The 18544-nt window shown below is 72.9% G+C and carries 23 protein-coding genes; 4 read left to right on the top strand and 19 right to left on the bottom strand.

The features are described from left to right. Positions 1–7 precede the first annotated feature (7 nt). From metX to KB893_RS10425, 12 genes are all read right to left on the bottom strand, one after another. Positions 8–1156: a homoserine O-acetyltransferase MetX gene (metX, locus tag KB893_RS10480; protein WP_211927090.1), complete on the bottom strand. Its 1149-nt coding sequence runs from the start codon at positions 1154–1156 to the stop codon at positions 8–10. A gap of 137 nt (positions 1157–1293) precedes the next feature. Next, positions 1294–1740: an azurin gene (azu, locus tag KB893_RS10475; protein ID WP_211927091.1), complete on the bottom strand. Its 447-nt coding sequence runs from the start codon at positions 1738–1740 to the stop codon at positions 1294–1296. A 142-nt stretch (positions 1741–1882) separates the two neighbouring features. Next, entirely contained in the window at positions 1883–2899 is a 1017-nt protein-coding gene (locus tag KB893_RS10470) for a tetratricopeptide repeat protein (RefSeq protein WP_211927092.1), read from the bottom strand. Continuing rightward, entirely contained in the window at positions 2899–3360 is a 462-nt protein-coding gene (locus KB893_RS10465; protein WP_213173672.1) for a cytochrome c-type biogenesis protein, read from the bottom strand. Before KB893_RS10465 ends, KB893_RS10470 begins: the two co-directional genes overlap by 1 nt. 2 nt (positions 3361–3362) lie before the next feature. Further along, positions 3363–3911, bottom strand: a complete 549-nt coding sequence (locus tag KB893_RS10460; RefSeq protein WP_213173671.1) for a DsbE family thiol:disulfide interchange protein — start codon at positions 3909–3911, stop codon at positions 3363–3365. Then, the gene (locus KB893_RS10455; protein WP_213173716.1) at positions 3908–5914 is read right to left on the bottom strand and encodes a heme lyase CcmF/NrfE family subunit; all 2007 of its coding nucleotides are present in this window, start codon (positions 5912–5914) and stop codon (positions 3908–3910) included. The genes KB893_RS10460 and KB893_RS10455 overlap by 4 nt, the downstream gene beginning before the upstream one ends. 1 nt (position 5915) lies before the next feature. After that, positions 5916–6368, bottom strand: coding sequence for a cytochrome c maturation protein CcmE (gene ccmE, locus KB893_RS10450; protein WP_211928162.1), 453 nt, complete (start codon positions 6366–6368; stop codon positions 5916–5918). Then, positions 6365–6550 (bottom strand): heme exporter protein CcmD, encoded by a 186-nt coding sequence (ccmD, locus tag KB893_RS10445; protein WP_211928161.1) that lies wholly within the window; start codon positions 6548–6550, stop codon positions 6365–6367. Before ccmD ends, ccmE begins: the two co-directional genes overlap by 4 nt. After that, positions 6547–7296: a heme ABC transporter permease CcmC gene (gene ccmC, locus KB893_RS10440; protein ID WP_213173670.1), complete on the bottom strand. Its 750-nt coding sequence runs from the start codon at positions 7294–7296 to the stop codon at positions 6547–6549. The genes ccmD and ccmC overlap by 4 nt, the downstream gene beginning before the upstream one ends. Before the next feature lie 55 nt (positions 7297–7351). Next, positions 7352–8074, bottom strand: coding sequence for a heme exporter protein CcmB (ccmB, locus tag KB893_RS10435; RefSeq protein WP_246505582.1), 723 nt, complete (start codon positions 8072–8074; stop codon positions 7352–7354). Further along, entirely contained in the window at positions 8067–8711 is a 645-nt protein-coding gene (ccmA, locus tag KB893_RS10430; RefSeq protein WP_211926917.1) for a heme ABC exporter ATP-binding protein CcmA, read from the bottom strand. Before ccmA ends, ccmB begins: the two co-directional genes overlap by 8 nt. A gap of 79 nt (positions 8712–8790) precedes the next feature. Then, on the bottom strand, positions 8791–9264 hold the full coding sequence (locus KB893_RS10425) for a DUF3293 domain-containing protein (RefSeq protein WP_213173669.1): 474 nt from the start codon (positions 9262–9264) through the stop codon (positions 8791–8793). Positions 9265–9372: 108 nt separating this feature from the next. Between KB893_RS10425 and KB893_RS10420 the strand changes: the two genes are divergently transcribed. Further along, entirely contained in the window at positions 9373–10533 is a 1161-nt protein-coding gene (locus KB893_RS10420) for a pyridoxal phosphate-dependent aminotransferase (RefSeq protein WP_213173668.1), read from the top strand. Positions 10534–10755: 222 nt separating this feature from the next. Next, the gene (locus KB893_RS10415; RefSeq protein WP_211927668.1) at positions 10756–11559 is read left to right on the top strand and encodes an amidohydrolase; all 804 of its coding nucleotides are present in this window, start codon (positions 10756–10758) and stop codon (positions 11557–11559) included. A 23-nt stretch (positions 11560–11582) separates the two neighbouring features. Here KB893_RS10415 and KB893_RS10410 read toward each other — a convergent pair whose 3' ends face one another. Then, the gene (locus KB893_RS10410; protein ID WP_211927669.1) at positions 11583–12164 is read right to left on the bottom strand and encodes a cytochrome b; all 582 of its coding nucleotides are present in this window, start codon (positions 12162–12164) and stop codon (positions 11583–11585) included. A gap of 116 nt (positions 12165–12280) precedes the next feature. Continuing rightward, entirely contained in the window at positions 12281–12664 is a 384-nt protein-coding gene (locus KB893_RS10405) for a GNAT family N-acetyltransferase (protein ID WP_211927670.1), read from the bottom strand. Between the two features lie 224 nt (positions 12665–12888). Here KB893_RS10405 and KB893_RS10400 point away from each other — a divergent pair, with 224 nt between their 5' ends. Beyond that, positions 12889–13824: a ketopantoate reductase family protein gene (locus KB893_RS10400; protein ID WP_213173667.1), complete on the top strand. Its 936-nt coding sequence runs from the start codon at positions 12889–12891 to the stop codon at positions 13822–13824. Positions 13825–13897: 73 nt separating this feature from the next. Next, on the top strand, positions 13898–15232 hold the full coding sequence (locus tag KB893_RS10395; RefSeq protein WP_211927672.1) for a sodium-dependent transporter: 1335 nt from the start codon (positions 13898–13900) through the stop codon (positions 15230–15232). Between the two features lie 4 nt (positions 15233–15236). On the opposite strand, the gene KB893_RS10390 is transcribed toward KB893_RS10395, so the two are convergent. The 5 genes from KB893_RS10390 to KB893_RS10370 all read right to left on the bottom strand — a co-directional run bounded on the left by KB893_RS10390 (position 15237) and on the right by KB893_RS10370 (position 18291). Next, on the bottom strand, positions 15237–15971 hold the full coding sequence (locus KB893_RS10390; protein WP_211927673.1) for an N-acetylmuramoyl-L-alanine amidase: 735 nt from the start codon (positions 15969–15971) through the stop codon (positions 15237–15239). Continuing rightward, complete coding sequence (locus KB893_RS10385; protein WP_211927674.1) at positions 15971–16147, bottom strand: hypothetical protein; 177 nt, start codon at positions 16145–16147, stop codon at positions 15971–15973. Before KB893_RS10385 ends, KB893_RS10390 begins: the two co-directional genes overlap by 1 nt. A 77-nt stretch (positions 16148–16224) precedes the next feature. Next, complete coding sequence (locus tag KB893_RS10380; RefSeq protein ID WP_213173666.1) at positions 16225–16686, bottom strand: metallophosphoesterase family protein; 462 nt, start codon at positions 16684–16686, stop codon at positions 16225–16227. An 8-nt stretch (positions 16687–16694) separates the two neighbouring features. After that, positions 16695–17303, bottom strand: a complete 609-nt coding sequence (locus KB893_RS10375) for a C40 family peptidase (protein WP_213173665.1) — start codon at positions 17301–17303, stop codon at positions 16695–16697. Between the two features lie 115 nt (positions 17304–17418). Next, positions 17419–18291, bottom strand: a complete 873-nt coding sequence (locus KB893_RS10370) for a glycoside hydrolase family 16 protein (RefSeq protein ID WP_211926918.1) — start codon at positions 18289–18291, stop codon at positions 17419–17421. Positions 18292–18544 lie beyond the last annotated feature (253 nt).

The following is an 18544-nucleotide window of genomic DNA, read 5'->3' as shown; positions in this document are numbered from 1 at the left end:
CGGCGCATCATACGCCCGCGGCCGGCCCGGTCCCGCCGAGGAAGGCGCCGATCGCCGCGCCGAAACGCGCGATGTCGACCAGGAAGGCGTCGTGTCCCTGCGGCGACGGCTGCGGCGAAAACGTCACCGCGGCGCCGCCGGCGGCCAGTCCCTCGGCGATCTCCTCCTGCTGCTGCAGCGGGAACAGGATGTCGGTCTCCACGCCCAGGACCAGGGCCCGCTCCAGCCGGATCGAGGCCAGCGCCGCGGCGACCCGCTCGGCCGCGTCGGCGGGGGCGTATTCGATGACGTCGAACCAGTCCATCGAGCGGCTGAGGTAGAGGTAGCAGTTCGGGTCGAACTGGCGCACGAAGCGCCGGGCGTGGCCCTCGAGGTAGCTCTCGACCTCGAACTCGAGCCCGAAGGGTTCGTCGTCGTGGCGCCGGTCCGGGTCCAGGCGCACCCGTCCGAAGCGGCCCGACCATTCCAGCGCCGAGCGGTAGGTCACCACGCCGAGCTTGCGCGCCATGCGCATGCCGTTCTCGGGATAGTGCTCGGCGTCGTAGCGGCCTTCGCGCCACTCCGGGTCGAGCCGGATCGCCTCGCGCTGCAGCGAGCGGATCGCGATCGAGAACGGCAGCGCGCGCGCGCTGCCGCAGACGTTGACGTGGGTCCGCGCCGATCCCGGATGCCGGAGCAGGTAGGCCAATGCGGTCATGCCGCCCATCGAACAGCCGACGAGGCAGGCGAGGCGCTCGATGCCGAGCGAGGCCACCAGCGCGTGCGCGGCGTCGGCGCCGTCCTCGATCGCCAGCTCGGGGAAGTCGAGCCGGTAGGCCTCGCCGCTGGCCGGGTCCGGCGACGCCGGACCGGTCGAGCCCTTGCAGCTGCCGAGCGAGTTCACGCAGATCACGAACCAGCGGTCGGTGTCGATCGCGCGGCCGGGGCCGATCATCGGCTCCCACCAGCCGGGCGAGGCATCCCCGGCGTGTGCCGCGGCATGCGCGCTGGGCGACAGCCCGGTGAGGATCAGCACGGCGTTGCCGGCATCGGGCGCGAGCCGGCCCCAGGTCTCGTAGGCCAGGCGCGCGCCGTGCAGCACGCCGCCGCGCTTCATGCGGAAGGGCGTGGGCAGGGCGAAGAAGCGGCTGCCGGGCGGAATCCGTTCGAAGCTCATTCCGGGCACCGGGTGCGGCGGCGGAGCGTGGGGAGCGGGAGGGAATCGGGATGCGGCATCGTGCACCGGGGACGACGGTCGGGCGCGAGTCTACCCGCGCCGCGACCGCATCCCCAGGCGCACGTGCCGCCCTGGCCTCAGCCGCCGGCGACCAGCTTGCCGCGCATGACCGCGGAGTGGCCCGGGAAGCTGCAGAAGAAGCTGTAGTCGCCGCCGTCTTCCAGCTTGGAGGTGTCGAAGGTGAGCGAGGTCGACTCGCCGCCGCCGATGACCTTGGTGTGGGCGACGACGCGTGCATCGCCGGGCTTGACGTGATCCGGCTGCACGGCGAGGCCGTCGCTGGCAACGGCGTCGACGTCGGCGGTCCTGGCGATGACCACGTTGTGGCCCATCACGTTGGCCGCGAGCTTGCCGACGTGCTGGAAGTCGATGGTGAACTCGTCGCAGCTGGCCGGCACCTCGATCTGCGCGAGGCTGAACTTGAGCGCATCGTCGCCGGTGAGCTGCACGCTGCAGCCGTCCGCGGCGTAGGCCGCCGGCGCCGCCGCGGCGGCCAGGAGAGTGAACAGGATCTTGCGGATCATTGCATTGGATCTCCGGGAGGAAAGGACGGTCCTGCACCGCGCGGCGGCCACCATGGGCCAGGCCGCCCGACGCGCAACCGGAGCGGATTGTCGCACTGCAGCGTGCGGCGTCGCGGATGCAGATGGGACAGGGCGGTGCGGATCAGGGGCGACGGCGGTCGATCTCGATCTCGACCGGGACCGGCTCGTCGCCCAGGCGTACGCGCCGCGGGGTGGACTCTAGATCGCCGCTGGCCGCCGCGACGTCGCCGCTGCGGGAAATGCGCGCGACGACCTCGGCCTCGTCGAGATCGGACAGGCGCAGGGTCGGCATCGGGCTGTCGGCGTCGCCCAGGCTCACCTCGACCGGCCAGGTCGCGACCGCGAGGCGCGTGGCCGCCACCGGCATCGGCGCACCGTCGGGCTGGCGGGCGAAGACGTACAGCGTGTCGCCGTCGTCGACGGCGCCGGCGAACTCCGGTGCGAGCGCCACGCGCACGCGCAGGGCCGCGGCGGCCGGGGGCGCATCCTCGGCCGGCGGCATCCCCGCCTCGGCGCGCGCACGCGCGATCTGCTCGCGCAGCGCCGTCGCGGTGGCGGCGTCGACGGTCGGCAGGATCGCTTCCCACAGCGCGACCGCACGCGCCGGTTCGCCTGCCTGGATCGCCTGCACGCCGAGGAACCAGCTGGCGCGCTGGTGTCGCGGGTGCAGTGCCAGCGCACGCTCCAGGAGGGCGACCGCTTCCGGCCCGATCACCCGCGACGGACCCGCCAGCGTCATCGTCTCGGCGAGGTCGACCAGGATGTCCGGATCGTCGGGCGCGAGCCGGCTGGCCTGTTCGAGCGCCCGCTCCGCATCGTCGTAGCGCTGCTGTGCCTTGCGACTGCGTGCGAGCAGCAGCCAGCCCTCGATGTTGCCGGGGTTGCGCTCCATCTCGGCGGCCAGCTGCTCGACCGCGGCGGCCATGTCCGCGGGCGTGGCCGGGGTCGAGCGCGGCGTGCGCGCCGCCGGATCCAGCGCAGCGGGCGTGCCGAGCGCCATGTAGGCGGCGCCGGTGGCCAGCGGCAGGCCCAGGGCGAGCGCCGTCGCCGCCACCGGCGCGCTGCGCAGCAGGGGGCGGACCAGGACCGCCAGCGCCACCAGCACCAGTCCCAGCGCGCATGCCACGAATACCGTCATCACCACTCCTGCTCGTCGCCGGCCGGCGCTTCGGCGGACGGCGCATTGCGTGCGCGCCGGCGCACGATCGCGGCGACCACCAGCGCGCCCGCCAGCACCAGCAGGGCGGGGCCGAACCACAGCAGCCAGGTGCCGGCCTGCAGCGGCGGCTTGTACAGCACGAAGTCGCTGTAGCGCTCGACCAGGTAGTCCTTGATCTCGGCGTCGCTGCGACCCTCGTGCATCAGGCGCAGGACCTCCAGGCGCAGGTCGTGGGCGATCGGCGCGCTGGAATCGGCCAGCGACTGGTTCTGGCACATCACGCAGCGCAGCTCCGCGGCCAGCGCACGGAAGCGCGCCTCCTCGGCCTCGCTGCGAAAGGCCAGCGGTTCCATCGCCGCGGCGATGCCCGTCAGCAGGACCAGCGCCAGCGCCAGCAGCGGCGCGATCGCGGTCTTCCGGCTGGAGCGCAGGCTGTCCATTCCTAGTCCCGGTTCCCGCTTCCCGCCCCGCCCAGCAGCGGCAGGATCTCGCGTTCGATGATGGCCGGGGTCAGCGCGCCGATGTGCTTCCAGCGCACGGTGCCGTCGGCATCGACGAGGAAGGTCTCCGGCGCGCCGTAGATGCCCCAGTCGAGGGCGGCGCGCCCGTCGAGGTCGGCGACGATGCGGTCGTAGGGATCGCCGAACTGGCCGAGCCAGCGCAGGGCGTCGTCGCGCTCGTCCTTGTAGTTGTAGCCGATCACCCGCACCCGGCCGGAGCGGGCGAGGTCGGCGATCACCGGGTGCTCGATGCGGCACTCCGGGCACCAGCTGCCCCACACGTTGAGGAGGTAGGGGGCGCCACGCAGGTCCGCGCCGCGCACCACGAGCTCCGGCGCGTGCAGGTCGGGCAGGGCGAAGGCCGGCGCCGGCCTGCCGATCAGGGGCGACTGGATGGCGTCGCGATCGGGATCGCGGCTCAGCAGGATGCCGGCGAACAGCACCACGCACAGCGCGAGGAAGATGCCCAGCGGCAGCAGGCGGCGGATCATGCGGCGGCCTCCGTGGCGGCGGGGCGCGGCGCGCGGGTCGCCGCCGGCTGCACGGCGGCGCGCGCGCGGAAGCGGCGGTCGCCGGCGACCACGAAGCCGCCCAGCGCCATCAGCGCCGCACCCAGCCAGATCAGGCGGACGAAGGGCTTGACGTAGATGCGCAGCGCCCAGCTGCCGGTGCGGGCGTCGCCGTCGAGCGGCTCGCCCAGCGCAACGTAGAGGTCGCGACCGAGGCCGGCGGCGATCGCCGCATCGGTCATGACGTTGCCGCCGCTGGCGTAGGCGCGCTTCTCCGGGTGCAGGACCGCGACCTCGCGGCCGTCGCGCAGGACCGTCACCGTGCCGGTGTCGGAGAGGTAGTTCGGCCCCTGGCGCTCGACCACGCCGTCGAAGCGGAACGCGTAGCCACGCACCTCGTGGCTCTGGCCGGGCCGGGCGGCGACGTCGGTCTCGATGCCGGTGCTCTCCACCAGCAGCACGCCGAACACGAACACGCCGATGCCGGCATGGGCGAGCGTCATGCCGACAATCTCGGCGGTGAAGCGGCGCGCGCCGGCAGGCGCCGCGCGCAGGCGCTGCCACACGAAGCGCAGGGTGCCGCCCAGCACCCAGGCCGCGGCGAACAGGCCGAGCGCGGTCTTGAGGGTTCCCGCGGGCCAGGCGAAGAAGGCGACCACGCCGAGCACCGCCGCCAGCGCCAGCCACGGGGCCAGCATGCGCAGCGGGCGGCGCGCCTCCTCGCGCTGCCAGCGCGTGAGCGGGCCGAACGGCACCAGCAGCACCACCGGCGCCATCAGCAGGGTGAACATCAGGCCGAAGTAGGGCGGGCCGACCGAGATCTTGCCCAGGCCCAGCGCATCGGCCAGCAGCGGGTACATCGTGCCGAGCAGGACCATGCCGCAGGCCGCGGTCAGCATCAGGTTGTTGACCAGCAGCAGGGTCTCGCGCGAGCTGCCGGCGAAGGCTTGGCGCCGCGCCTCGGCGCCGTCCTCGGGATCGCCCGGCGCGCGCAGCGCGTACAGCGCGAGCGAGCCGCCGACCACCAGCAGCAGGAAGGCCAGGATGAACAGGCCGCGCGCCGGATCCGCCGCGAACGAGTGCACCGAGGTGACCACGCCGGAGCGCACCAGGAAGGTGCCGAGCAGGGAAAGCGAGAACGCCGCGATCGCCAGCAGCAGGGTCCAGCCGCGGAAGCTGCCGCGCTTCTCGGTCACCGCCTGCGAATGGATCAGCGCCGCGCCGACCAGCCAGGGCATGAAGCTGGCGTTCTCGACCGGGTCCCAGAACCACCAGCCGCCCCAGCCCAGCTCGTAGTAGGCCCACCACGAGCCCAGGGCGATGCCGACGGTGAGGAAGGCCCAGGCGACATTGGTCCACGGTCGCGACCAGCGCACCCAGCGCGCATCGACCCGGCCATCGAGCAGTGCGGCGATGGCGAAGGCGAAGGCCACCGCGAAGCCGACGTAGCCCATGTAGAGCATCGGCGGGTGGATGACCATGCCCGGGTCCTGCAGCAGCGGATTGAGGTCGCGCCCCTCCTGCGCGGCGGGCAGCAGGCGCTCGAACGGGTTCGAGGTGAGCAGGGTGAACAGCAGGAAGCCGACCGCGACGATGCCCATCACGCCGATCACCCGCGCCACCACCGGCAAGGGAAGCGAGCGCGAGAACAGCGCCACCGCCGCGGTCCACCCGCTGAGCATCAGCACCCACAGCAGCAGCGAGCCCTCATGCGCGCCCCACACCGCGGTGAAGCGGTAGACCATCGGCAGCAGCGAGTTGGAATTCTCGGCCACGTAGAGCACCGAGAAGTCCTGGGTCATGAACGCATGCGCGAGCAGTCCGAAGGCGCAGGCGCACAGGGCGAACACCGCCCACGCGGCCGGCCGCGCCACCCGCATCCACGCCTCGCTGCCGCGCTGCGCGCCGGCCAGCGGCAGCACCGCCTGCACCGTCGCGACCAGGGCCGCGAGGATCAGTGCGACCTGTCCGAGCTCCGGCAGCACCTCAGTCGCGCCCGGCGTCGACGCCGCTGCGGGCATGGTTGATGCCCATCTTGTCGGCGACTTCCTTGGGCATGTAGGCCTCGTCGTGCTTGGCCAGCACCTCGCTGGCGACGAAGCGGCCACCGGCCATCGAGCCGGTGGCGATCACCGCCTGATTCTCGCGGAATAGGTCGGGGAGGATGCCTTCGTAGTCCACCGGCAGCTCGCCGTCGGCGTCGAGCACGGTGAAGCGCACCTTCAGCGTCTCCGGCTCGCGCGCGAGCGAACCCTCCTTGACCATGCCGCCGAGGCGGAACACCGCCTGCTCGCTGGTCTGTCCGGCGAGCACCTCGCTCGGGGTGTACAGGTAGGTGAGGTTGCGCTGCAGGGCCAGCACGACGAAGGTCGCGGCCAGGCCCGCCGCGGCCACCAGGGCGGCGACGAACAGCAGGCGGCGCTTGCGGGTCGGGTTCATGCGGTGGTGTCGCGGGTCGATGGGGAGGTCGTGCCGGCGCTCCTGCGCGCGGCGTCGCGGCGCGCGCGCGCCGCGATGCGCTGGCGCGTGCGCGCCAGCCGGATCCGGGGTGACAGCCCGTCCCACAGCAGGACCAGGGCGAACACCGCGTAGGAGGCGAGGACGTAGCCGGCGTAGCTCATTGCGGCACGCCCGCCGCGGCACGCGCCCAGGCCTTGCCGGACTCCGCCTCGAGGTTGGCCGCCCGCGCGCGCTGCAGCAGCGAGCCGGCGAACCAGAACTTGGTGGCCACCAGCATCACCCACAGCGGGCCGAGCATGCTCGGGTCGATCCTGGACTCGCCGAAGACGCTGACCGACGAGCCCTGGTGCAGCGAGTTCCACCACACCACGGAATAGCGGATCACAGGCAGCAGGACCACACCGACGATGGCCAGGAAGCCCGCGGCGCGCGCGGCGCGGCGGCGGTCCTCGATGGCCGCGTTCAGGCCCATCACGCCGATGTACATGAACAGCAGGATCAGCTCCGAGGTCAGGCGCGGGTCCCAGGTCCACCAGGTGCCCCACATCGGCTTGCCCCAGATCGCGCCCGTGGCCAGGGTGATGACGGTGAAAGCGGCGCCGATCGGCGCGCAGGCCATCGCCAGCACTTCGCACAGCTTGATCCGCCACACCAGCGCGATCGCCGCGTACGCCGCCATCAGGCCATAGACCAGCAGGCTCATCCAGGCGCTGGGCACGTGGATGTAGAGGATGCGCGCGCTGTCGCCCTGCTGGTAGTCGGCCGGCACCTGGAACAGCGCGCCGTACACGCCCCAGGCGGTGAGCAGCAGTGCGATGCCGAAGCACCACGGCGCCCAGCGCGCGGCGAAACGGTCGAAATAGGGCGGCGAGCCCAGCTTGTGGAACCACAGCACCACGGGGTTCATGCGGAGCGGTCTCCGCGGGCGGTGGCGAGAGGGCGTGTGCTCACGAGGTCTCGATTCAACTCAGCGCGATCCGGATCGCGGTGGCGGCGGCCAGCGGGGCCAGCAGCAGCCCCAGCACCAGTCCCGCCGCCAGCAGCAGCAGGCCTCCGGTCCAGTCCAGACCCTGCGCCGCGGCTATCACCGAACCGGCTCCGAACACCAGGATCGGCACGTACAGGGGCAGCGCCAGCAGGGCGAGGATCATACCAGAGCGCCGCATCCCGACGGTCAGCGCGGCGACCACCGAACCGACCAGGCTGAGCAGCGGCGTACCCAGTGCCAGCGAGACCATGAGCGGACCCAGGAGGTTCCCGGGCAGCTGCATCATCTGCGCCAGCAGCGGCATCGCCAGCAGCAGCGGCACCGCCGTCGTGAGCCAGTGCGCGAACACGCGCACCGCGACCAGCCAGGCCAGCGGCACCGGCGCGAGCATGAGCTGCTCGAGGCTGCCGTCGTCGGCGTCGCCGCGGTAGAGCGCATCCAGCGACGACAGTCCCGCGAGCAGGGCGGCGACCCACAGCACCGCCGGGGCGATCGGCACAAGCTGCGCCGGATCGGCGCCGACCGCGAGCGGGAACAGCGCGATCACCAGCACCGCGAACAGCAGCGGCTGCAGGGCGTCGCCGCGGCGGCGCCAGACCAGGCGCAGGTCGCGGCGGAGCAGGGCGCCGCCGGCGCGCAGCAGGCCCGGCCGCGCCGCGGGCGGTCGCGGGATGTCGGCGCGCATCGGCTCAGGCATCGGCGGGTTCCAGCGGCGCTTCGAGCACCAGCGTACGGGTGCGCACCGGTGGCGCGGCGTAGGCGCCGTGGGTGGTCAGCAGCACCGCGCCGGCATCGGCCAGGTGGCGCGCGACCAGGTCGTTGACCAGGGCGATGCCGTCGAGGTCGAGGTTGGCGTAGGGCTCGTCCAGCAGCCACAGGCGCGCCGGCGAGAGCGTCAGCCGGGCCAGCGCGAGGCGCTTCTTCTGCCCGGCCGAGAGCCGGCGCGCGGCGGTGTCCTCATGGCCGGCCAGGCCGACCGCGGCGAGCGCGGCCTCGAGGTCGGCGTCGGCGGCGCCCATGAGCCCGGCCGCGAAGGCCAGGTTCTCCAGTGCGCCGAGGTCGTCCTTGTGCCCGTGCTGGTGGCCGAGGTAGGCGATCCCGCGCGCCAGGTGCTCGCGGTCGACGCGCCGGCCCGCGAAGGCGACCTCGCCGGCCGAGGCCTCCAGCAGCCCGGCCAGGACCCGCAGCAGGGTGGTCTTGCCGGCGCCGTTGCCGCCCAGCACCAGCAGCGCCTCGCCGGCCTCGACGGCGAAGCCGACGTCCTCGAACACGGGCTCGTCGTTGCGCGCGAAGCACAGGCCGTGGGCGGAGAGCAGGGGCGGCGTCGCGCTCATGCGGCGGACGGGGACTCCTCGGGGAAGCGCGGCGGAGCGCGGGGACGGGCGGCGGCGCCGGCCCGAACCGGCGCGCATGCTACCGACAGCGCGGCACCGCGTCGACGCAGGCCGGCGGCAGCCCGGCCGGCGCCCGCGCATGGATGCGCAGGCGCACGCGCCCGCCGCGCCGCCAGGCGAGCACGCCGAGCTGGCCGAAGCGCAGGGCCAGCGCATCGAGCCGCGCGAACGCATCGTGGGCGTCGGTGGCGGCGACCAGCCAGCCGGCCTCGTTCCAGCGTCCGGCGACGTCGCCGGCGATCGCGCGGTGCAGGTCGAACCCCGCCGCGCGCAGCGCCGCCGCCAGCGCCGCGTCGTCGCGCACGTTCGACGCGCGGCCGCGGCGGCGGCCGTCCGGGTTGCAGGCGGTGATGAAGCCGAAGGCCTGCGCGTCGGCGGCCAGGGCCTCCACGGCCGGCGCGCGCCGGCCGACGTGGATGCGCGGCCGCCCCGCTGCGCAGACGCGGTAGCGGGCGACGCGGAAGGCGCGCAGCAGGTCGGGGTCGAGCGACATGCGGCGATTGTGGCCCGGCACGACCCGCAGCGTCCCGGTACCTCGCTTGTGGCCCCGGGGGCGGCCGTTACACTCGCCGGCCCCCTGCCGCGAACGGGCCGCCCGCGCATGACCTCCGTCCCCGTCAACACCAGGCTGCCGCGCGTCGGCACCACCATCTTCACGGTGATGAGCCAGCTCGCGCTCGACCACGACGCGGTCAACCTGGGCCAGGGCTTCCCCGACTTCGAGGTGCCGGACTTCCTCGTCGAAGCCTGCGACCGCGCCATGCGCGAGGGCCGCAACCAGTACGCGCCGATGACCGGCATGCCGGCGCTGCGGCAGGCGATCGCCGCCAAGTCCGAAGCGATGTACGGCCGTCGGGTCAACCCCGACACCGAGGTCACCGTCACCAGCGGCGCCAGCGAGGCGATCTTCGACACGGTGCTCGCGCTGGTGCATCCGGGCGACGAGGTGATCGTGCTGGACCCGGCCTACGACAGCTACGAACCGGCCATCGCGCTGGCCGGCGCGCGCGCGGTGCATGTGCCGCTGGATCCGACCAGCTTCGCCGTCGACTGGCAGCGACTGGCCGATGCGATCGGCCCGAAGACGCGGATGCTGATGGTCAACACGCCGCACAACCCGTCCGGCGCCATGCTCGCCGCAGCCGACCTCGACCGCCTCGCCGGGCTGCTGCGCGACACGCCCATCGTGCTGCTGTCCGACGAGGTCTACGAGCACATCGTGTTCGACGACAACCGCCACGAGAGCGCGCTGCGGCATCCGGAGCTGGCCGACCGCGCGGTGGTGGTGTCGAGCTTCGGCAAGACCTACCACTGCACCGGCTGGAAGGTCGGCTATGCGATCGCGCCGCCGCCGCTGTCTGCGGAGCTGCGCAAGGTGCACCAGTACAACACCTTCTGCACGCCGGCCCCGACCCAGCTCGCCTTCGCCGAGGCGATCACGCAGCACCCGCAGCACCACCTCGGCCTCGGCGCCTTCTACCAGGACAAGCGCGACGCCTTCCGCGCCCAGCTCGCGCGCACGAAGTTCCGGCCGCTGCCGGTGCCGGGCGGCTATTTCCAGCTCTGCGACTACTCGGCGATCAGCGATCTGCCCGACGCCGAGTTCTGCCGCTGGCTCACCGTCGAGCACGGCGTCACCGGCATTCCGCTCTCCCCGTTCTACGAGGAACCGCCCGCCGGCCAGCGCCTGATCCGCTTCTGCTTCGCCAAGGCTCCGGCGACGCTGGAGCGGGCGGTGGAGCGGCTGGCTCTGATCGGGTGAAGCGGGAGCAGGGAACGGGGAACAGGGAACAGGGAACAGGGGTCGGCTCACCGTCCCGGTGCGACCAAGGCCGCGGCCCCTACTGAAGCCATTCCCTCCACCGAGTACGAACTACAGTTCCCGATTCCCGATTCCCGATTCCCGATTCCCGATTCCCCGTTCCCGGTTCCCCGTTCCCCACAGCCACACACCACACCCGCCTTACCGCCCCAGGCCCAACCCATGCCCGACCTCCGCGTCAGCCTCGTCCAGGGTGCCACCCGCTGGCACGATCCCGCCGGAAACCGTGAGTACTACGGCGGCCTGATCGCGCCGTTGGCCGGCGCGACCGACCTCGTGGTGCTGCCCGAGACCTTCACCAGCGGCTTCTCCAACGATGCGATCGACCGCGCCGAGGACATGGACGGGCCGACGGTCGCCTGGATCCGCGACCAGGCGCGGCGGCTGGACGCGGCGGTCACCGGCAGCGTGCAGCTGCGCGTGGGCGGCGAGGTGTTCAACCGCATGCTGTTCGCGACGCCGGACGGGGCGCTTTCGACCTACGACAAGCGCCACCTGTTCCGCTACGCCAACGAGCACAGGCGCTACGCCGCCGGGCGCGCGCGGCTGACGCTGGACTGGCGCGGCTGGCGGATCTGCCCGCTGGTCTGCTACGACCTGCGCTTCCCGGTGTTCGCACGTAACCGCTACGACGTCGAACGCCCGGGCCAGCTCGACTACGACCTGCTGCTGTTCGTCGCCAACTGGCCGGTGGCGCGCCGCGTGCCGTGGCAGACGCTGCTGCGCGCGCGCGCGATCGAGAACCTCGCCTGCGTCGCCGGCGTCAACCGCGTCGGGCGCGACGGCAACGGCCTGGAATACGCCGGCGACAGCGCGGTGATCGACGGCAAGGGCATGGCCCAGGTGGAGCTCGGGCGCCAGGAACAGGTGGTGACGACCACACTGTCGCGCGCCGGGCTCGATGCATTCCGCGCCGAATTCCCGGCGCAGCTCGACCAGGACCGCTTCGTCCTCGACCCGGCCTGACCGCGCGCGGGCGCGGCGGCCGCTCAGCGCGGCGACGCGCCGCCCGCCCCAGGGGTGCCCACCATCCGGCGCACCACGTCCTCGTTCCAGAGCACGTTGTGCGAGACGGCGACGAGCGCATGCGCCACCACCAGCGCCAGCAGGCTCCAGCCGAGGAGGCCGTGGAACCCGTTGCCGGCCTCCACCAGGGCGCCGACCTCGGGACCGCTGGTGCCCTGGAAGATCGGGATGCCGAAGGCCGAGAACTCGCGTCCCGCGCCCCACTGCCGGACGAGCCCGAGCGTGGGAATCGCGATCATCAGCAGGTAGAGCACCAGGTGGCCCAGCGGTGCCAGCCGGCCGAAGCGCACGTTGCCCGCCGGCGGTCGGCGACGCAGGTTGGCCAGCGCCCACGCGCCGCGCACCAGCACCAGCACCAGGATCGCGAAGCCGACGGAGGTGTGGGTGCCCCAGAAGAAGTCGCGGACCGGGTGCGTCCGCTCGAGGAGGAAATGACAGGCGGCGCTGACGAACTGCAGCAGCACGATCGCGGCCATCGTCCAGTGCAGCAGCCGGCTGACCGACCCGTAGCGGACGGGGGAGTCGAAGGTCTGCCAATGCGCCATGCCGTCACCGTGCTCCGTGGAGGAACGCCGTACTTTGATCGCCGCGTCGCAAACAGGCGAGGGGCGGCAGGCCGGACAGCGCGGTACGGTGCGTTCCGCGGCGGCCCGGGGCGCGCTCAGGCATCGCCGAAGCGCCCGCTGTAGAGATGGAGCGCGCCGGCTCCCTCGTCGGCGGTGAGAGGGCGCTCGAACTCCAGGCCCAGCTTGTGCAGCACGTTGATCGAGCCGGCGTTCGCCGGGTCGACCACCGCCACGATGCGGGTCGCGCCGTGGCGCATCACGTGGTCGTCGATCACCGCGCGGGCGCTCTCGGTCGCGTAGCCCTTGCCCCAGCATTCGGGCACGAAGCGATAGCCGATATCGATCGCGCCGAGTTCCTCGCTGAATTTCAGCCCGCAGAAGCCGATCAGGTGGCCGCTGTCGAGGTCGATGCAGGCCAGACGCCCGAAGCCGTGCACGGCGTAGTCGCGGATCGGCCGCGCCAGCAGCAGTTCGCGCACGTCCTCGACGCGCTCGATCGGCGCCTCCCGGGTGTGACGCGGGGGTCCGCGACGAGGCGGCGATAGCTGCGCGCGTCGGCGACCGTGAAGCGGCGCAACAGCAGGCGTCGGGTGCGGAGGATGTCCATGCCGTGCTCGCGGGCGACGCCGCGAAGCGTAGCTCGTCCGTGCTCGTATGGACCGTCCGCGGCGGGTATCGTCGCGACCGGCGGAGGAGGAGTGCGATGCGGATCCTGGTGGTGGGCGCGGGCGCGCTCGGTGGCTATTTCGGTGCGCGGATGCTCGAGGCCGGCATCGACACGACCTTCCTGGTGCGGCCGCGGCGTGCGGCGCAGCTGGCCGGAGAAGGCCTGGTGGTGCATAGCCCGCACGGCGACCTGCGCATCGACGCGCCGCCGAGCGTGCAGGCGGATGCGCTGCGATCGGCAGACCCGTTCGACGCCGTCCTGCTCGGCTGCAAGGCCTACGATCTCGACGCCACCCTGGACGACGTCGCGCCCGCGGTCGGCACCGGCACGGCCATCGTGCCGATGCTCAACGGCATGGCCCACCTGCGGGCGATCGAGGCGCGCTTCGGCCCCGGGCCGGTGCTCGGCGGGCAGTGCTTCATCTCGGCGACCCTGGACGATGCCGGCCATGTCCGCCATCTCAACGCGACCCACGCGCTGTCCTTCGGCGAGCCCGACGGCGCGCGGTCGCCGCGGGTCGAGGCGCTGGCGCAGGCGCTGGCCCCGGCGCGCTTCGACGTGCGCGCCAGCGGCTCGATCCTGCAGGAGATGTGGGAGAAGTGGGTGTTCATCGCCACCGCCGCCGGCATCAACTGCCTGCTGCGCGGTTCGATCGGCGAGCTGGTGGCGGCCGGTGCCGGCGACGCGGCGCTGGCGCTGCACGCCGAGTGCGCGGCGGTCGCGGCCCGGCACGGGCATGCGCCGCGCGAGGCATCGCTCGAGCGCGACCGTCGCCTGCTGGCCGCCGCCGATTCGTCGCTCGAGGCCTCCATGCTCAAGGACCTCGAGCGCGGCGCGCGCACCGAGCATGCGCACATCCTCGACGACCTGCTCGCGCGCGCGGAGGGCCTCGACACGCCGCTGCTGCGTCTGGCGGCGGCACACCTGCGCGTCTACGAGCAGCGGCGCGCGGCGCGCGGCGGTCCGCGCTGACACGGTCCGCGCGGACGCCTCGCGCTCCGGCGCCGGGTGCTCTACCTTCTGCGCCCTGACGCAGGGGAGTGGCATGAGCAATTCGCAGTGGGCCTCGCGGCTCGGGTTCATCCTGGCCGCGGCCGGGTCGGCGGTCGGCCTCGGCGCGATCTGGAAATTCCCCTACGTGGCCGGGCAGAACGGCGGCGGCGCCTTCCTGCTGCTGACCTTCGCCCTGATCTTCAGCCTCGGCCTGTGCCTGCTGCTGGTGGAAATGGCGATCGGACGCGCCGCGCAGCGCGGCGCGCTGCGCGCCTTCGCCGCGCTCGGTCCGCGCGGCTGGTCGCTGCTGGGCTGGTGGGGCGTGGTCGGCGGCTTCGTGCTGTTCTCGTTCTACAGCGTGGTCGGCGGATGGACCCTGGCCTACGTGCTCAAGGCCTTCGACGGCAGCATCGTGACCACCGACGGCGAACGTCTGGGCGCGATCTTCGGAGCGTTCACCGCCGATCCCGTGCACAGCGTGGCGGCGCTGGCGGCCTTCGTCGGCCTGACCCTGGCAGTGGTGCTGGGCGGCGTGCAGAAGGGCATCGAGGCGGCGAGCAAGGTGCTGATGCCGCTGCTGTTCCTGCTGATGCTGGTGCTGATCGTGCGCGGCCTGACCCTGCCGGGCGCGGCGCAGGGGCTGCGCAGCTTCCTGGCGCCGGACTTCGGCGCGCTGCATGCCGCGGTGGTGATCGACGCCCTGGGCCTGGCGCTGTTCTCGCTGTCCACCGGCATCGGCGCCATGCTCGTCTACGGCTCCTACGTGGGCCCGGAGATCGACCTGCCGCGCTCGGCGGCATGGGTGGTGGCGCTGACCACGCTGGCCTCGGTCCTGGGCGGGCTGATGGTGCTGCCGCCGGTGTTCGCGCTCGGCATGAGCCCGGCGCAGGGACCAGGGCTGTCGTACATGGTGATGCCGGCGGTATTCGCCTTCCTGCCCGCCGGGCAGGTGTTCGCGGTGCTGTTCTTCGTGCTGCTGGCGGTGGCCGCGCTGACCTCGTCGATCTCGATGCTGGAGCTGGTCGCGGCCTCCCTCGGCGATCGCTTCGGCTGGCGCCGCGGTCCGGTGAGCATCGCCGTGGCCGTGCTGGTGCTGCTGGCCGGCACGCCCGCGGCACTCTCGTTCGGCATCTGGAACGGCTGGCGGATCGGCGGGCGCACCCTCTTCGAGGCGATGGACTACCTCGTCTCCAACATCATGCTGCCGCTGGGCGGCGCCGGGATCGCGCTGTTCGCGTGCTGGGTCGCGTGGCCGCAGGTGCGGCGCGCGCTCGGCGCGGCGGAGGGCGCGGCCGACGGCGCGGGGCTGCGTGCGGTGCGGATCGTCGCCGGCATCGTCGCCCCGGCGATCATCCTTGCGCTGTGGGTGGCGAACCTGCGCGGCTGAGGCCTCAGCGCACGCGGGTCAGCGCGTGCAGGATGCGCAGGTCGGTCTCGTCCAGGGCGGCGCCCTCGCTGCCGCGGAAGTGGCGATGGAAGGCGCGCACCGTCGCCTCGCGGTCGTCCAGGCCGTAGCCGATCCGGTGCAGCGCCCGCCACGGGTCGAAATCCGCCGGCACCGCGACGTCCAGGGTATCGGGCCACAGCCCGAAGCCCGCCTGCGCGAGACGGTGCCAGGGAAACAACGCGCTGGGATCGACCTTGCGGCCCGGCGCCATGTCGCCGTGGCCGATCACCCGCTCGGGACGGATCCTCCAGCGCGTGGTGAGGTCGGCCAGCAGGCGCAGCAGGCTGTCGACCTGGGCGTCGGAGAAGGGTTCGCGGCCATCGTTGTCGAGTTCGATGCCGATCGAGGCCGAGTTGACGTCGGTGATGTCGCCCCAGCTGCCGCCGCCGGCATGCCAGGCGCGGCGGTCGTCGGCCACGAGCTGCCAGATGTGGCCGTCGTCGCCGATCAGGTAGTGCGCGCTGACCGGCCCGCCGGCGTTGCGGGTGCGCAGGGTGTCGAGGCTCTCGCGCACCGAGTCCTGCTCGGTGTGGTGGATCACGATCAGGCTCGGCCGCCGCGGCCCGTGGTTGGGCGAGGGCACCCAGGTCGCGAGGGGGTTGCGCAGCTCGGTCGGCGCGCAGGCCGCGAGCGACGCGACGCAGGCGAGCGTCGCGCAGGCATGGACGAGGCGTCGCATCAGTCCTGCTTGGTCACGCTGGCGATGTCGCGCACGGGGATGCTGACCGCGCCCAGGTGCAGGTCCTCGAGGACCAGCAAATGCTCGCTCAGCGAGGAGATCACCCCGAGCCTGCGGCTGCCGTTGGTGTAGACCACGACCACCGCGTCGCCTTCGCCGCATCCGTTGAGTCGCATGGCTGCCTCCGTCGTTGCCGGGCGGAGCGTCATTGGGCGTCGGCGCGCGTGCATCGGACGCGAACGGAGGCGCCGGCTCAGCCGACCGCGAGCTCCTGCAGCCTCACCTCGACCGTACCCTCGGCGATGCGCAGCTCGCCGACCGAGACCGGCAGGCGGAAGCGCCGCGGCCCGGCGCTGCCGGGGTTCACGAACAGCACGCCGTCGCGCTCGTGGCAGCCCGGCTTGTGCGAATGCCCGGCCACCACCACGCGCACGCCGCGCGCGCCCGGGTCGCAGGCCAGGGTCTTGAGGTCGTGGAGCATGTGCACCGCGACGCCGGCGAAGTCGAGCTCCACCGTCTCGGGGATCGATGCCGCCCAAGCGGCGGTGTCGTTGTTGCCGCGGACCACCGTCAGCGGCGCGAGCGCGGTCAGCCGCTCGAGGATCGACGCATCGCCGATGTCGCCGGCGTGGAGGATGGCGTCGCTGCCCTGCAGGAACTCCAGCGCCTGCGGGCGCAGCAGGCCGTGGGTGTCGGCGATCAGGCCGATGCGCATGCGCGGGTTCAGCCGCGCGCCGGCTTCACCCGCAGCGCCTCGACGTAGCGCTTGCGCCAGTAGGCCTCGCCCATGGAGCTGATGCGGACCGCCTTGCCGCGGCTGGGCGCGTGCACGAAGCGGCCGTCGCCGACGTAGATGCCGACGTGGTCGACCCGGCCGCTGCGGCCGAAGAACACCAGGTCGCCGACCGCAAGCTCGCTGCGGTCGCCGATGCGCTCGGCGCCGCGCATCCGTGCCATGTCGCGCGAGCGGCGCGGCAGCTCGGCGGCCAGGCTGTCGCCGAGCACGTAGCGCACCAGGCCGCTGCAGTCGAAGCCCTGCTCCGGGCTGCTGCCGCCCCAGCGGTACGGCGTGCCGAGCAGCGCCATCGAGCGGGCCATCACCGTGTCGACCCATGCCGGCGCGACGTCCGCCTTCGGCTGCGCTGCGGCGGCGTCCGCCGGTCGCGGGCGCACCGTGGCGCCCATGCGGTCGGCCGTGAGCCCGCCCAGGGAGCCGCCGGCCGCCAGCAGCGATGCCGGGGCGGGGGGAACGTCGAGCGGCGCGGCGGACAAGGCAGGCGCGACGAACAGCAGGGCAGTGGCGGCGAAGCCGGCGAGGCGCTTCGGGGTCATGCGATGGTCCGTTCAGGGCGTCACGCCGCCGGATGATGGCGTGAAGGGGGCATCAAAATGCTTGTTTTCCGTTAAGGCCGTGCGAAGCCGCGCAGGCGGCGGCCGACCCGCACCCTCAACGCCGGGGCGGGGCGATGCGGCTGAAGAACGACGCGCGGCGGGCTGGCGTCTTGGTCGCGGCAGGCGCTTCCGAATAGGCGCGTACGTAGTCCACGTAGAGGTAGGACGGGTTCGGCGTCTCGTCGATCGGCCAGCCGCCGCCCAGGGCGAGGTTGACCAGGGGGAACATCGGCACCCGGTACTGCGGCGGGGTCGGGAAGCGCCAGATCTCCCTGCGGTCGAAGTAGTAGACCGTGTCCGTCTCGCCGATCAGCACGCCGTAGGTGTGGAAGTTGGCGGTGAGCGAATTCGCGACCTCGTGCCGGTTGTGGCGGTGGCTCTCCTGCACCGTGCTGCCGGCCCGCGGCCAGATGTGTGCGGCGCTGCGGAACTCGCCGGGGGCGCGGCCGTAGTACTCGACGACGTCGATCTCCGCCGTGTGGTCGCTGGCGCCGGAGACGCGGTCGCGACCGATGAGCCAGAACGACGGCCACACCCCCTTGCCCGGCGGGAACTTCATCCGTGCCTCGAAGTAGCCGTACTTCTGGGCGAAGCCGTTGCCCGCGGTGTCCACGCTCGACAGCAGGCCCGAGCGCCACACGTCGTCGCTGCCCTTGCGGGCCTCGATGCGCAGCACCCCGGCGCGGGTGGTGAAGGGGAAACCGTTGCCGGGGTCGGTGAAGCGGGCATCGCCGAAGTCGCCGTACCACGGGGTGTGCGCGATCCAGCGCGCGGGCGGCGTGCCCCAGGCGGAGACGTCGAGGGTGTCGAAGCGCTCCTCCCAGGTCAGGCGGAACTGGTCGATGTCGAGGCGGTCGCCGGTCGCGGCATGGGCGACGCAGGCCGCCGTGCCGGCGAGCAGCACGATGAGCAGGCGTAGGACGTTCATGGCGCCCTCCAGGGGCGTCGAGGTGGATCGAGGGGGGCAGGCCGGTGCACGCGGAGGTCGTCCGGCACTGAAAAGGCTAACGGCCCGGGCGCTGGGTCCTGAAGCGCGGGCGGGGCATCCGTCGAACCCCGTCACTGTTTCACGGCGCGTGAATCCGCGATCCGTGATGCGGCTCGCGGTGCCGTCGGGGAGCGGGGGAGGCGCGGTGGGCAGCGGATAGCGGGCGGGGAGCGCAGGACGGAGGCCGCAGGGC

This window comes from Coralloluteibacterium stylophorae (assembly GCF_018122625.2).
Classification (GTDB): Bacteria; Pseudomonadota; Gammaproteobacteria; order Xanthomonadales; family Xanthomonadaceae; genus Coralloluteibacterium; species Coralloluteibacterium stylophorae.
The sequence above is the reverse complement of the archived record's forward strand: the minus strand, read 5'-3'. Positions and strand labels throughout refer to the sequence as shown.